Below are 14,997 nucleotides of genomic sequence, written 5' to 3'. Positions count from 1 at the left end.
CACTGATTTTAAGATAAAGATCAATTTAGTTAAGGAAATCTGTAAAGGACAGCGCCCGTAGGCTTAAATGCTTGGGCAGCTTATTATCCCGACTTCCAAAGAGAGGAGCGTCAAATCAATGAGAATCGTACTGGAGGGCGGCCAATTATCGGCTGCCGGCCTGAGCCTGTCGGCAGGGCGTACATTTGTAATGAAATGCGGAGGGAGCACGCTTCAGGAGCTGCCGGAGTCTTTTTTCAAGGATTTGGCGGATCTTCAGGAGAGCGGCTCTCAGCCGGTAATCGTGCACGGCGGCGGACCTGCAATCTCGGATACGTTAGTAAAGTTCGGCATTGAGACACATTTTGTGAACGGTCTTCGCTATACGTCAGAGGAAGTGCTGGATGTTGTGGAAATGGTCCTGGCTGGCAGCATCAATAAATCGATTGTGCGCCGGATCACCGGAGCAGGGGGCAAGGCCGTGGGCTTGTCTGGGGCCGATGGACTTCTGATTCAGGCTAAGCCGGTTGCCAATGCGGCTGAGGTGGGTCTGGTCGGCGAAGTCACGGACGTGAATCAGGAATTGATCGAAGGCATTGTGAAGCTGGGCTTTTTACCGGTCATTGCACCGGTAGGTGTCAGCAAGGAAGGACAGCGTTACAATATTAATGCGGATACAGCCGCTGGAGCTGTGGCTTCCATGCTGGGCGTGCGGCAAATGATCGTAGTCACCGACGTGCCGGGAATCATGAAGACGGTCAATGGCGAGAAGAGAGTGCTCCCTTCCGTCACCGTACAGGAAATCGAGGATATGATTCAGACCGGAGAAATCTACGGCGGGATGATTCCAAAGGTGCGCGCGGCGATCGCATGCATCAGCGGCAAGGTAAATGAAGTAATTATTGTGGACGGCAGCGTACCTGGCATTCTTGGCAAGGTGTTGAACGGCGATTCCGTAGGAACCCGCATTGTCCGGATGTAAGGTGAAGTAGTTTTCAAAAGATAATTTTTTGAACTATATAAGTTGAACTATAAAGCTACGTAAAAGGGCATAAGTGTGAAGTGTTAAAAGCTTTCTGTAAGAAAGCTACTTCGGAAGCATAGAGCGAAAGCGTTCGCCTTTGTGAGTGGATTTCTACCGGATAGTATCTCAGTTCAAATAGAGAAATCCGCGAACAACAGCGAACGTAAGCACACTTCACACGATGCCCCCAGAGCGTAAAAAAAAATTCAGTAGTTTAACTTATATACCCCTAAAAAGGAGATGAGCAGGTTGGAACACAGCAAATTACAGGATAGCGCAGCAAGCACTAGCTCTATTGCAAACAGTACAGCGCCGGCAGGCAAGGCCAAGGATCAGGCGGCCTATGCTTCGGCAGATGCAGGAGGCAGCGCCCTGCTGCAGACCTATGCCCGCTATCCGGTGAGCCTGGTAAGAGGACATGGAAGCTGGCTATGGGATGATCAAGGCAACAGGTACCTGGATTTTATGAGCGGTCTGGCCGTAACCAACCTGGGGCATGCACCTGAAAAAGTCAAAGAAAAGGTAAAGGCACAGCTCGATACGCTCTGGCATGTATCCAATCTGTTCGGCATTCCTCAGCAGGAGCAGGCTGCTCATCTGTTGACCCAAGTAACCGGCGCGGACGCGGTGTTCTTCTGTAATAGCGGTGCGGAAGCCAATGAGGCAGCGATCAAGCTGGCCCGCCGTTATCACCAGAAGGTTAAAGGTGAAGAGCGTTATGAAGTGATTACCTTTGAGCAATCGTTCCATGGACGTACTTTGGCTACCCTGACCGCAACCGGACAACAGAAGGTCAAGGACGGCTTCCTTCCGCTTCCTGCCGGATTCGTTACTGTGCCCCTGCATGATCTGGAGGCGCTCAAAGCAGCCATCGGTCCGCATAGCGCTGCCATCATGCTGGAAATGGTGCAGGCCGAAGGCGGCGTATATCCGGTGGACAAGGAATTTGTCCAGCAAGTTGCGGCCCTGTGCAAACAGGAAGGCCTGCTGCTGATCATTGATGAAGTACAGACCGGCATGGGCCGGACTGGCAGCTGGTTTGCGCATCAGCAATATGGCATTGAGCCGGACATCTTTACCTCGGCCAAGGGAATCGCCAGTGGTCTTCCAGCCGGAGCCCTGCTTGCCAAGGGCTATCTCCGCGAAGCTTTCACGGCCGGAACGCATGCCTCTACCTTTGGCGGCAATCCGGTCTCGGCGGCAGCCATTGTGGCAACGATCGAGACGATGCTGGAGGAGCAGATTCCGGAACGGGTCAAGGAAATAGGCGAGTATTTGCAGCAGCGGCTGCGCGAGGCGTTTGCGGATCAACCGTTCGTGAAGGAAATCCGCGGGCTTGGCCTGCTGATCGGCATCGAATGCGTGGCGCCGGTTGCTGAACTGGTGACGGCAGGGCAGAAGAGCAAGCTGTTGTTCGTTACCGCCGGTCCGAATGTGATTCGCTTGCTGCCGAACCTGAAGGTATCCAAGGAAGAGATCGATCAGGCGGTGGACACACTTGTCGTGCTGATTAATACCCATACTGCCGCAGCATCGGCAGAAAAGGAGGAGAACCAATGAGCCTGACCGAAAATAAACCATTGAAGAACAGCTTGAGCGGGCGCGATCTGCTGGAGCTGGATGATTATACGTCAGAAGAAATTCGTTATTTACTGGATCTTGCTATCGATATCAAGACCAAGCAAAAGGCAGGGGAAGTTTATCAGCCGCTAAAGGGCAAGACGATCGGATTAATATTTGAAAAATCCTCGACCCGTACCCGGGTGTCCTTCGAGGTCGGCATGTTCCAGCTTGGCGGCCATGCGCTCTTTCTGAGCAAGAATGATATCCAGCTGGGCCGCGGCGAGACGATTGCCGATACGGCTGGCGTGATGTCGCGTTATCTGGACGGAATTATGATCCGGACGTTCGGGCATGACAAGGTAGTGGATTTAGCCCGCTATGCGAGCATCCCCGTGATCAACGGCTTGAGCGATCTGGCGCATCCATGCCAGGTGCTGGCAGACTATCAAACCCTTCTGGAGCATAAAGGCAAACTGGACGGTCTGAAGCTGGCTTATGTGGGAGACGGCAACAATATGGCGCATTCCCTCATGATCGGAGGAGCCAAGCTCGGCGTGCATGTCAGTATTGCCAGTCCGGAGGGCTATGAGCCGGATCCTCAGGTTGTTGCTGCAGCACAGGCAATTGCCAAGGAGACGGGCGCGGTGATCGAAGTCGTGCGTGATCCGAAGGCCGCTGTCCAGCATGCGGATGCGATTTACTCCGACGTCTGGGCCAGCATGGGCTTTGAAGAGGAGCAGAAGGCGCGGGAATTGGCATTTGCCTCGTATCAGGTGGATGAAGAGCTGGCTTCGCATGCCAAGCCGGATTATGTGTTCATGCATTGTCTTCCGGCCCACCGCGGCGAGGAAGTCAGCGAAGGCGTCATTGACGGGCCGCATTCAATTATTTTTGACCAGGCCGAGAACCGGCTGCATGCGCAAAAGGCGCTGATGGTTGCATTGATGTCCTAGATGGACAAGGAGAAGGTTCGGTTTCCTTCTTTCGGCTTCTCACAACCTTCTCGGTGCTGAAAAGTTTACTCTTTAAACATGTACTTGTAGCAGGCAATCTTTTTACAGGAGGAATATATCGTTATGGCAAAAGAAAAAATTGTACTGGCCTATTCCGGCGGTCTGGATACATCGGTCATTCTGAAATGGCTCAAGGAGACGTATGATGCCGAGATTATCGCCTTCACGGCGGATATCGGGCAGAAGGAGGAGCTGGACGGCCTCGAGGAAAAGGCGCTCGCAACGGGGGCATCCAAGGTCTATATCGACGATCTGCGCGAGGAGTTCGCGAAGGATTTTATTTACCCGATGTTTCAGTCCGGGGCTTTGTATGAAGGACAATATTTGCTCGGTACGAGTATTGCCCGTCCATTGATCGCCAAGCGGATGGTAGAAATCGCACGTGCGGAAGGGGCAACAGCGATTGCCCACGGTGCGACAGGCAAAGGCAATGATCAGGTTCGTTTTGAGCTGAACGCTGCGGCGATTGCGCCGGATATCGAAGTGATCGCGCCATGGCGGCTTAGCGAGTTCCGTGACCGTTTCCCGGGACGTGCTGAAATGATCGCCTACGCCGAAGTAAATGGCATTCCGGTTACAGCATCGGCAGCGAAGCCTTATTCGATGGACCGCAACCTGCTGCATATCAGCTATGAGAGCGGCATGCTGGAGGATCCGTGGTTTGACGCCTCGGCACCGGAGAACAAAGAGATGTACCTGCTCAGCGTATCGCCTGAGGATGCGCCGGATCAGCCTGAGGTAATCGAGCTTGAATTTGTACAAGGCAACTGCGTCGCAGTGAACGGTGAATCACTGGACCCGCTTCGCGTGATGGAGAAGCTGAACGAGCTGGGCGGCAAGCATGGCATCGGACGTGTCGATATGGTGGAAAACCGCTTTGTCGGCATGAAGAGCCGGGGCGTATATGAGACGCCGGGGGGCACAATTCTGTTCACGGCTCACCGGAAAATGGAATCCCTGACCATGGACCGCGAGGTTATGAGTCTGCGTGACAGCCTGATCAGTCGTTACAGCAACCTGGTGTACAATGGCTTTTGGTTTGCTCCGGAGCGCCTTGCGCTGCAAGCACTGGTCACCGAGAGCCAGCGCAATGTATCCGGCACGGTCCGGTTGAAGCTGTATAAGGGCAACGTCATTGCCGCAGGCGTGAAAAGCCCGGTCAGCCTGTACAATCCAGAGATCGCTACGATGGAGGCTGATCCGACCCAGGCTTATGACCAAGGGGATGCTACAGGCTTCATCCGTCTGAATGCCTTGCGTTTGAAGGTTAGCGCAGGCGTGGAGCAGAACCGCAAAGGCTAAGCGGGATCGGCAGACAGGTGCATTCATGACGAAGATTGAGCCGTTTTCCGGCGCGGGCTCCCGAGTCCTGCTGCCGGAGAGCGGCTTCGCGGTTTTAGCCAAGCCGCTATGAATAGATAAGGAGTGAGTCAGGTGAGCAAGCTGTGGGGCGGACGTTTTACGAAGCAGACGAACCGGTTGGTGGAGCAGTATACGGCCTCGATCGGATTTGATAAAGCCTTGGCCGAGGAGGATGTGCAGGGGAGTCTGGCACATGTGACAATGCTGGGTAAATGCGGAATTTTACCGGAAGAAGATATGGAGAAGATCAAGGAAGGGCTGCAAGCGGTGCTTGGCAAAATCCGCCGGGGAGAGCTGGAGTACTCTGTTTCCGATGAAGATATTCACATGAATGTCGAGAAGAACCTGATTGAAGAGGTAGGACCGGTTGGCGGCAAGCTGCATACCGGACGCAGCCGCAACGACCAGGTGGCTACGGATATGCACCTGTACCTGCGCAAGCGGGTGGTGGAATTCGTAGGCCTGCTGCATGATTTGCAGGAAACGTTGATCGGACAAGCCAAGGACAATCTGGAGACCATCGTTCCCGGCTATACCCATTTACAACGGGCCCAGCCGATCCTGTTCGCCCATCATCTGATGGCTTATGTCTCGATGTTCCAGCGGGATATCGAACGTCTGCAGGACAGCTATAAGCGGATCAATGTGCTGCCGCTCGGGGCAGGGGCGCTGGCAGGTACGACCTTCCCGATCGACCGCCATCTCGTGGCGGAGCAGCTGCATTTTGACGCCGTATATGAAAATAGTCTCGATGCCGTCAGCGACCGTGACTTCATCCTGGAGTTCCTGGCGGACGCTTCGATCCTGATGATGCACCTCTCCCGCCTGAGCGAGGAACTGGTGCTGTGGAGCAGCACGGAATTCCGTTTCGTCGAGCTGGATGATGCCTTCTGCACAGGCAGCAGCATTATGCCGCAGAAGAAGAATCCGGACGTACCGGAGCTGGTGCGCGGGAAGACGGGACGCGTATACGGCAACCTGATGGGGCTGCTGACCGTACTGAAGTCGCTGCCGCTGGCATACAACAAGGATATGCAAGAGGACAAGGAAGGCATGTTCGATACGGTGGAGACGCTGCGCGGCGCGCTCCAGCTGTTTGCTCCGATGATCGCAACCATGAAGGTGAACAGCGGGCAGATGCGCGAGGCGGTCAACAAGGACTTTTCCAATGCGACTGACATCGCCGATTTCCTTGCCGGGAAAGGCCTTCCGTTCCGCCAGGCTCATGAGGTCATTGGTAAGACGGTGTTGTACTGCATTCAGCAGAATAAGTTCCTGCTGGATCTCACGCTTGAGGAATTCAAGCAATTCTCGCCGCTCTTTGACGAGAGCATCTATCAGGTACTGCAGCCGGAGGCTGTGGTGAATGCCCGCAATGTGTACGGCGGCACAGCCACGACGCAAGTAAGCGCCGCGATTGGACGGGCGGAGGAACGCCTTGCCGCAACCGCCGAATGGGCGCAGGAATATGCCGAGAAGAGCAAGTAGAACGAGAAATCCCCGGTCCCTTTTTACAAAGGGAGCCGGGGATTTTTGCATGAGAAGTTCGCGCTTCTGCGTGAGCTGTCTAATAAGTTCAGGCCTCGGGTGCTTGGTCGCTTGGCTGCATAGTTGCTCGGCTGTTTAGGCGCTTAGATACTTAGTTGTATAAACTACAATTAAGGCTCGGACAAAGAGCTGAAATATAGATCTAGTTGTATGGAAGGCATTTATATGGCTAGCTGAGGATCAATTTCCACAATATGAAGGAGTTTAGTTGTAAGGCATACATTTATTTCTTGTGTTGACTCGTTATTTGAAAAAATAGATGCATTTTGAGCAATTAAAGCTCGGCAATCCGGCCTTTTTTGCCGGCAATAAAGCCCAGAAGAATTGTGATCACGGACATGGCCGTAATCGTAGCAAGTGGAACACTCCAGCCTCCGCTCTGGTCGTGAATAAACCCGAACATGGTTGGACCGACCGCGGCAAGCAAGTAGCCCAGAGATTGAGCCATGCCTGATAATTGAGAGGCTTGCTTGGCTGAGTGGGTGCGAAGGCTGAAGAAGAGAATAACCAGACTGAAGGTTGTGCCTGAGCCAAGTCCGATCAGAGAAATGAACAAGATCGACCAGGCCTCGGAAGCCAGCCAAATTCCGCCGAATCCGAACAGGAAAAAAGCGCCGGACAGGGCGGTAAGGATGGTTTGGCTTTCTGCCCGCGTTGCGATGAAGGGCATGAAGAACGAACCAACCATGCTTAGGATTTGCATCAGGGAGAGCATCCATCCCGCACTATCCATGCTCATTCCCTTTTCATGCAAGATCTCCGGAAGCCAGGATACGCCTACATAGAACATAATCGACTGAAAACCCATGAATAAAGTAATCGTCCACGCCTTTGGTGAACGCCATATTGCGGGACTAGGCGATAGAGTGAGCCCAGAGCCGTCTCTTTGAGCGGAGACGCTCGCACTGGGCCTGCCTCTAGCGGCAGCAGGCTGTTTCATGCCCTTTGCTTGCAAGTCCTGCAAAGGCACCCGGCGTGTGAGCGGGATCCAGACCAGCACGGTCGCAATTGCGAATAGCGCCCAAAAGGCCAATGAACCGCGCCATCCCAGTCCAATGCGGGCAAGAGGGAGGCTGATCCCCGAAGAAATTGCTGACCAGAGGTTCATGGATGAGGTATACAAAGCGGTCATCAGGCCGATGCGCAGCGGAAAGCTTTGCTTGATCATGGCAGGAATCAGTACATTAGCTACAGCGATCCCCACGCCAATTAAGGCGGTTCCTGCGAACAGGAGCTGAACAGATGGCAGCGAACGGACGATGAGACCGGCCCCTAGCAGGGCTGTGGAGTAGAGCAGCGTTCTTTCAATGCCATAGCGGCCGGACAGGCCCGGCGCCACAAGTGCAAATATGGAGAAGGCAACGAGCGGCAGCGTCGTCAACAGGCCGGCCAGCGTATGGGATAAAGCCGTATCGGCTTGAATCTCTGTAATCAGCGTCCCCACACCTGTCAAGGGAGAACGAAGTACAGCGGCGGTTAATAGCACGGCTACTATCGTCAGTATACCGGCGTTTTTTTGTGACGATGGATCATGAGATGACATTTGGCATGAATTCCTCTCTATATTCCGCAGAGACGATTGGCGGGAGCCTATCAGGTTTGGCCCATCCAGCCATTCTCTGTCGGAGAAATGCGATGAGACTACCTTATCATATGAAAAGTTGACGTATCAATACAGGATTTACGACGGTTTGTATTTTAATAGAAGAGTATGGCAAGCCCTGGTCGCAACAGCCGAACTGAAAGCGACGAATGATGATTTTAATGCAGAAAGTCATTAAATTTGCCGAAGTGGGTATCTATACGACGAAATAACTGCTGATACGCATGCTCCAAATATATTAAAATAGCAATTCTGGAAAACTACTGGTACTCAAGTGGTAACATATTTGTTACAATATAAATCGGACTGGTGAAAGGACTCGTTTGCGGCAGAAAAGACTCGGCACTCGAGGAAAGGACTCGTTTGCGGCAGAAATGCCCCGCCTATCGAAGAAATAACTCGTCTTGAAAAGGAATTGAAGTGAACATGTCGAATGTTAAAGCAGACAGCCAAGTGTAAGGAATCAAGGTTTAGGACGTGATCTAGTGATAGAAATGCAGGATATTTGGAAGACTTACCCGAACGGGACGCATGCCCTGAAGGGAGTCTCTGTCAAAATCGACCGCAATGAATTCGTATACCTTGTCGGCCCCTCGGGAGCGGGGAAGTCGACCTTTATGAAGCTGATTTACCGTGAAGAGGTGCCTACCAAAGGCCAAATTTCTGTTAACGGGTTTAATATAGGGAAGCTGAAGGCCCGAAAAATTCCGTATGTCCGTCGAAATATCGGCGTTGTTTTTCAGGATTTCCGATTATTGCCCAAGCTTAGCGCCTATGAAAATGTCGCCTTTGCCCTTGAGGTTATCGAAGCGCCGAAAAAGGTCATCAAGAAGCGAACGATGGAGGTACTGGAGCTCGTCGGGCTGAAAAATAAGGCGAACCGCGACCCGTCGCAGCTGTCCGGAGGAGAGCAGCAACGTGTTGCGATTGCGAGAGCGATTGTAAACAACCCTTCCGTTATTGTGGCGGATGAGCCTACAGGGAACCTCGACCCCGAGACATCCTGGGGGATTATGCAGTTGCTGGATGAGATCAATTTCCGGGGGACGACCATTGTAATGGCGACGCATAACCGGGATATTGTGAATACGATGCGTAAGCGCGTTATCGCCATCGAGCATGGCAACATCGTGAGAGACCAGCAGAGAGGGGAATACGGATATGAGTTTTAGCACCTTTATCAGACACATCCGTGAAGGTGCGAAGAGCGTAATCCGTAACGGTTGGATGTCCCTGGCCTCAATTACGTCAATTGTAGTGTCTTTATTAATGCTGGGTGTATTTATCCTTCTGGTACTGAACGTTAATTCCTTCGCGGATGAGGCGGACAGTCAGGTTCAGATCAAGGCTTTTCTGGCCGGAAATGTGGATGAAGCATTGCTTCAGAAGGTGAACAGCGATATTGCCGCAATGGCAGAAGTTAGCAAGGTGACACTGATTCCCAAGGCACAAGGTCTGAAGGATTTCAGAGAAAAGCTCGGGGAAGAAGGCAAGGATTTGCTGGAAGGGTATGATGAGACAACCAATCCGATTCCCGATACGTTTCAGGTAGAAGTCATTGAACCGACTACCGTACCTTACGTTGCGGGTAAAATTGAAGCTCTGAATGAGAAATATCCGGACGAGCTGCCGATTTATAAGGTTCGTTATGGACAAGGAACGACAGAGAAGCTGTTCAAGATTACCAATATGGTGCGTAACATCGGATTTGCATTTGTCGCAGGACTTACACTGATGGCGATGTTCCTGATTTCCAATACGATTCGTGTAACGATCCTTGCCCGCCGCCGCGAAATTGGCATTATGAAGCTGGTTGGCGCAACGAATATGTTCATAAGGTGGCCGTTCTTCGTGGAAGGCGCGCTTATCGGGGTTGTCGGGTCCGTCGTCACTGTAGCCTTGCTTTTTGTGGGATATGGCCAATTGGTATCGACGCTTCAGTCTGATATTACGCTGGCCTTCAAGCTGGTTCCGCTGCAAGAAGTGGATCTGGAGCTGGGCGGCCTGTTGATTGGATTAGGGATTTTGATCGGAATATGGGGAAGCACCATGTCGATTCGGAAGTTTTTGAAGGTTTAGCCACTGGCTGCTGAGCAGGTCAGATTATAGAAGATGAACAGAAGGACGGGGAAACGAATTTGAAAAAATGGATTACTGTTGTTGCCGTTGTCGCTTTAGTCGCTGCTGTCATCCAGCCTACGGAGGGCTTGGCCAAATCAAAGACGATCAGTGAGATCGATAAGGAGCTTAAGCAGCTCCAGCAACAGGCCAAACAGGCCGAGAAGCAGCAGGAAGCAGCTGCTGAGAAGAAGGAAAATGCCGAGCATTATGTGAATAAGAACCAGGAATACTTGAAGCAGGTTATGGCGCAAATGGACGAGGTCAGCAATGAGCTTGCCCAAATTTCTGTGGATATTGAAAATACCGAGCAGAGCCTGCGAGATACCGCGGTTCAATTGGAAGAGACCAAGGCGCGGATCGCGGAGCGCTCCGATCTGCTGGACTCCCGTGTGAGACTCATGTATACCGATGGCACCGTCTCCTATCTGGATGTGCTGCTGTCATCGACCAGCTTCTCGGATTTCCTGGAGCGTGCGGATTCGCTGCAGGCGATCGCTAACCAGGATCATATTTTGCTGGACGAGCATAAGCATGACAAGGAGCTGCTGGATGAGCAGCAACTGCAGTTGGAAGCCGACTATGAGAAGGTCAAGGCGCTCTATGCAGATGCGGAGAATCGGAAGAGCATTTTAGAAGAGAAGGAAAAGGAAAAGCAGGAACTGATTGCGAAGTATTATGCGGAGATTGAGGAATCCGACGATATCAGTGAGGAGCAGGAAGCGCTGCTCGTCGAGCTCGCTACCAAACGCGCTGCATTGGAGAAGGAAAAGAACAAGCTAAAGGCGGCTCAAGTCTATACGTACAGCAAATCCTCTTCCGGCTTTAAAGGAAATGGAGGCTCCATGGGACTTCCTGTAGACGGAGCCCGTCTGTCGTCCGGCTATGGAACGAGAATTCATCCGATCACGGGTGTGAAAAAGACCCATACCGGGGTTGACTTTGCAGCACCACAGGGGACGGACATTCACGCGGCGGCTGGCGGTGTCGTCATCGTTGCCGAATGGTGGAGCGGTTACGGCAATACAGTCATCATCGATCATGGCGATAATGTATGGACTTTATACGGTCATATCCGCAATGGGGGAATCAAGGTCGAGAAGGGGCAGCAGGTCAAGAAGGGCGAGAAGATTGCCGAAGTCGGAAGCACCGGCAATTCAACAGGACCGCATTGCCACTTTGAGGTTCGGATTAACGGGACACCAGTAGACCCGATGCCGTATTTGTAATAAAATAGATTTGTCGATGGAAACGGATAAACGTCTTGCTGAGACGGCTTATCCGTTTTTTGCTCGTGATTGCTTTTTTAGGTTCGGGCTTATAAGTGCGTGTTCAAAACGTCAGCTTTTCAGCACCAAGAAGGTTGCGAGAACCTGAAGAAGGAGGAACGGAGTGTAGGCCAAAACCTACAAGAGCGAAATGCTTCCAAAGGAATCGTACCTCGTAAGCATCCGCTCGGACTTCGAGGATGAGCGCAAGATTCGATGTCGAATCAACCATTTGAAATACTTCGTGATCAAAAGATGTTTTTTTGATCAACCTCTTATATTGTGGGAAAACTGGACATATACTTAGGAGACTAACATAGGCGGTGAAATGATGTATAAGAAACGAACAGTAGCCATAGTTGTAGTAGGTGCGATGATCGTCAGCAGCCTGCTCACATTGACCTTGACCGGGCAATGGAGCTTTGCCGGGACAAGCCCGCTTCAGAGCGGTTTATTTGCCGATAGTGCCGGGACAAGCACCAATAAGGACGATATCAAAAAGATTGAGACAGCGCTCAAGCTTGTCGAAAATAATTATGTCGAGGGTGTTGACCGGCAGAAGCTGGTTGACGGAGCCATCGACGGAATGATGAGTGCAATTGGAGACCCATTCTCCTCTTATATGGGTCCGGAGACGGCCCAGCAATTTTCGGAACAGATTGAAGGCTCCTTCAGCGGGATTGGCGCAGAGGTATCGATGGAGAACGGCAATGTCGTCGTCGTCTCGCCGATCAAGGGTTCTCCGGCAGAGAAGGCCGGGATCCAGCCGAAGGATATCTTGTTATCTGTGAACGGAGAGTCGTTTGAAGGGCTCAGCCTGAATGAGGCCGTTGCCAAGATTCGGGGGCCGAAGGGAACCGAAGCAAAGGTCAAGGTTAAGCGGACGGGAGCATCCGCGACGATGGAATATTCCATTATCCGGGATGATATCGCATTAGAGACCGTATACGCCGAGATGAAATCAGATGGTGTTGGCGTGATTGAAATTACGGAGTTCTCCATGAACACGGCGGAGCGCTTCAAGGCAGAGCTGGACGCCCTGGAAAAGCAAGGGATGAAGGGTCTTGTGATCGATGTCCGGAATAACCCGGGCGGTGTGCTGCAGATCGTGGAGGAGATGACTGAGCTGTTCGTACCTAAAGGCAAGGTCATTGTCCAGGTAGAGGATAAGAACAAGCAACGTCAGAAGACGTTATCCTCAGGTACAGGTAAAGCCTATCCGGTCGTCGTCGTGACGAATAAAGGAAGCGCCAGTGCTTCCGAGATTCTTGCAGGGGCCCTTAAGGAATCGGCTGGAGCAACTCTGGTCGGAGACGCCACCTATGGCAAGGGAACCGTACAGACGAGCTTCACGAAGGAATTTGGCGACGGGAGCCTGCTCAAGGTGACGATTGCCAAATGGTTGACGCCAAGCGGCGAGTGGATTCATAAGAAGGGAATTGAACCGAATGTTGCGGTATCGCAGCCGGATTATTTCACGGTAGCTCCGATCAATAAGGAGAATACGTACAAGTATGATATGCTCGGGGAGGATATCAAGAGTGCTCAGGTGATGTTGAAGGGACTCGGGTATGAGCCGGGGCGCAGCGATGGTTACTTTAATCGGGAGACTGAGGCTGCGGTGAAGAAGTTCCAGGGCGATCAGAAGCTGGAGGCCACGGGGATCATTGATGAAAAGACAGCTGCAGCTCTGGAGAGCCAGTTGATCGAGCACATCCGTGATCCGAAGAACGATCTTCAAATGAATCGGGCAATCGAAGTTCTCCGGGAGGAGATCAGTGCGGCGGTGTCGAAGAAATAAGAAGGCCAAAGTGCCTTCTTTTTTTTCGTCTATTGCTCAATTCAAGTTGAAACTATGTTAGAATTTAGTGCAATAATTAAAATTCCAAAAACATTAATCGTAAAACAACCCAAACAGTTGCCTTTATCTATGAATTATTAGTTCAACTGTTATAGTTAACATGCCCGGAGCGCCGGAGATCGGAGTGTGAATTCTTTTGGATCTGTTACTGGAAGCATTGTGGAAGGTGCTGAATACGGGATTGCAGCTCTTGCTGCAGCCGTTTTACTATATCTCAATCATCGTTATTATGTTGATTTACCGTAGACAGGTGTTGCTTGAGCGCCGATTGTTCCATGCAAGATTGCATAATTGGGTGAGTCAAACCTGGAGGACCGTGCTGGGAGGATTGGCGGCAGGGGCTTGTATTTCTTTGATTTCCGCCTTTGTGGGAATGACGCTCACGCTGGAAGGCGTGCTGTGTCTCTGGATCGTTACAGTACTGCTGCTATTGATTCGTGTTCGCTATTTCTGTCTGGCTTATTCCGTTGGCTTATTGGGAATCATGCAGTTCATCCTGAACCTGTTCCCAGGCTATGCTGGTGAAGCATGGGTTGGAACAGCAATACGGGTGGTGCGCGAGTTGAACATCCCGGCGCTGCTCGTACTGGTAGGGCTGCTGCATCTGGCTGAAGGGCTGCTGGTACGGAGTCAGGCTGCTTCTTTTGCAGGCCCTCTCTTTTTTGAGGGCAAGCGGGGCAAGCTTGTCGGCGGATACCAGATGCAGAGCCTGTGGCCGGTGCCGCTGCTGCTGCTTATCCCGGCTCAGACAAGCGGCGGTATCCTTCCTTGGACGCCGCTATTCGGCGGAGAAGCCTGGCAAGGCGGCTTTGCACTCATCGCGCTGCCGGCGATCATCGGCTTCTCAGAGGTGACGACCGGCCTGCTGCCGCAGCAGAAAGCCCGGATCACTTCCGGGCGCCTGCTCGCTTACGGTACGGTCGTCATCGCCTTTGCGCTGGCGTCGCACTGGTGGACGCCATTCCTGCTTGCGGCAGCACTGGCCGCGATCCTGCTGCATGAAGGGCTGATCGTGCTCAGCCGCTTCGAGGAACAGCAGAGGAGCCCCTTGTTCGTGCACCCGCAGGGCGGGCTCAAGGTGCTGGCGGTGCTGCCCGGTAGTCCGGCGGCCGAGCTCGGCATTGCCGCCGGCGAGACGATTATGCGTGTGAACGGCGTGCCCGTTCCCACGAAAGAAGAGCTGCATGCGGCACTGCGCATGCAGCCTGCGTTCTGCAAGCTGGAGGTACGTAATCTCGCAGGCGAGAGTAAGTTTCTCCAGCGCGCTATCTACGCCGGCGATCATCATCAGCTCGGCGTGATCCTGGCGCCGGACGAGCAGGCGCCGGTAGCTGTGAAGCTGCAGCCGCCGTCGCTGCTGCAGCTGTTGTCGCCGCGCCGCGGTGCGCAGGGCGTGCGCCACAGCGGTGCAACCTCCGCCGCTGCCGGGTCGCCCACGGCGGAGGCGAGCGACGCAGCGCGTTAACCTGCGCTGCGGCATTAGCCCAGCCCCTGAGACCTCCACATGGATCTCAGGGGCTGCTTTTTTATTGGCTCACCCTACGTTCATTCGCCTGTTGTACATACCGACATAACTGCTAAAAGCACTAATTTCCCATTCACTTCTTTTCGCTAATATAATTGCGGACTGTGCTCAAGCAACGAAGCTCCTGTGGAGA

Annotated in this window: 11 protein-coding genes; 10 read left to right on the top strand and 1 reads right to left on the bottom strand. The window is 52.7% G+C overall.

All coding sequences use genetic code 11. The annotated features are described in order from the left end of the window. Positions 1-118 precede the first annotated feature (118 nt). From argB to argH, 5 genes are all read left to right on the top strand, one after another. On the top strand, positions 119-961 hold the full coding sequence (gene argB / locus KQJ23_RS18810; protein ID WP_216480449.1) for an acetylglutamate kinase: 843 nt from the start codon (positions 119-121) through the stop codon (positions 959-961). A 282-nt stretch (positions 962-1,243) separates the two neighbouring features. Then, entirely contained in the window at positions 1,244-2,563 is a 1,320-nt protein-coding gene (locus KQJ23_RS18805; RefSeq protein ID WP_216480448.1) for an aspartate aminotransferase family protein, read from the top strand. Next, positions 2,560-3,519: an ornithine carbamoyltransferase gene (gene argF / locus KQJ23_RS18800; protein WP_430522317.1), complete on the top strand. Its 960-nt coding sequence runs from the start codon at positions 2,560-2,562 to the stop codon at positions 3,517-3,519. The genes KQJ23_RS18805 and argF overlap by 4 nt, the downstream gene beginning before the upstream one ends. A gap of 123 nt (positions 3,520-3,642) precedes the next feature. Further along, a complete protein-coding gene (locus KQJ23_RS18795) occupies positions 3,643-4,881 on the top strand; it encodes an argininosuccinate synthase (protein ID WP_216480447.1) in 1,239 nt (412 codons plus the stop codon). Positions 4,882-5,013: 132 nt separating this feature from the next. After that, on the top strand, positions 5,014-6,429 hold the full coding sequence (gene argH, locus KQJ23_RS18790; protein ID WP_216480446.1) for an argininosuccinate lyase: 1,416 nt from the start codon (positions 5,014-5,016) through the stop codon (positions 6,427-6,429). Between the two features lie 334 nt (positions 6,430-6,763). Here the strand turns inward: argH and KQJ23_RS18785 are convergent, their stop codons facing one another. Beyond that, complete coding sequence (locus KQJ23_RS18785; RefSeq protein ID WP_216480445.1) at positions 6,764-8,032, bottom strand: CynX/NimT family MFS transporter; 1,269 nt, start codon at positions 8,030-8,032, stop codon at positions 6,764-6,766. Positions 8,033-8,577: 545 nt separating this feature from the next. On the opposite strand from KQJ23_RS18785, the gene ftsE reads away from it, so the two are divergent. The 5 genes from ftsE to KQJ23_RS18760 all read left to right on the top strand — a co-directional run bounded on the left by ftsE (position 8,578) and on the right by KQJ23_RS18760 (position 14,804). Beyond that, the gene (gene ftsE, locus KQJ23_RS18780; RefSeq protein WP_212937655.1) at positions 8,578-9,264 is read left to right on the top strand and encodes a cell division ATP-binding protein FtsE; all 687 of its coding nucleotides are present in this window, start codon (positions 8,578-8,580) and stop codon (positions 9,262-9,264) included. Then, positions 9,254-10,171, top strand: a complete 918-nt coding sequence (gene ftsX / locus KQJ23_RS18775; protein WP_216480444.1) for a permease-like cell division protein FtsX — start codon at positions 9,254-9,256, stop codon at positions 10,169-10,171. The genes ftsE and ftsX overlap by 11 nt, the downstream gene beginning before the upstream one ends. Before the next feature lie 59 nt (positions 10,172-10,230). Next, on the top strand, positions 10,231-11,439 hold the full coding sequence (locus tag KQJ23_RS18770; protein ID WP_216480443.1) for a murein hydrolase activator EnvC family protein: 1,209 nt from the start codon (positions 10,231-10,233) through the stop codon (positions 11,437-11,439). A 370-nt stretch (positions 11,440-11,809) separates the two neighbouring features. After that, positions 11,810-13,279 (top strand): S41 family peptidase, encoded by a 1,470-nt coding sequence (locus KQJ23_RS18765; protein WP_216480442.1) that lies wholly within the window; start codon positions 11,810-11,812, stop codon positions 13,277-13,279. A gap of 196 nt (positions 13,280-13,475) precedes the next feature. After that, the gene (locus KQJ23_RS18760; protein WP_249529902.1) at positions 13,476-14,804 is read left to right on the top strand and encodes a PDZ domain-containing protein; all 1,329 of its coding nucleotides are present in this window, start codon (positions 13,476-13,478) and stop codon (positions 14,802-14,804) included. Positions 14,805-14,997: the final 193 nt, after the last annotated feature.

The sequence above is a fragment of the Paenibacillus brevis genome, assembly GCF_018919145.1.
Classification (GTDB): domain Bacteria; phylum Bacillota; class Bacilli; order Paenibacillales; family Paenibacillaceae; genus Fontibacillus; species Fontibacillus brevis.
Note: the sequence above shows the minus strand (reverse complement) of the source record. Positions and strands in the feature narration are given on the sequence as shown.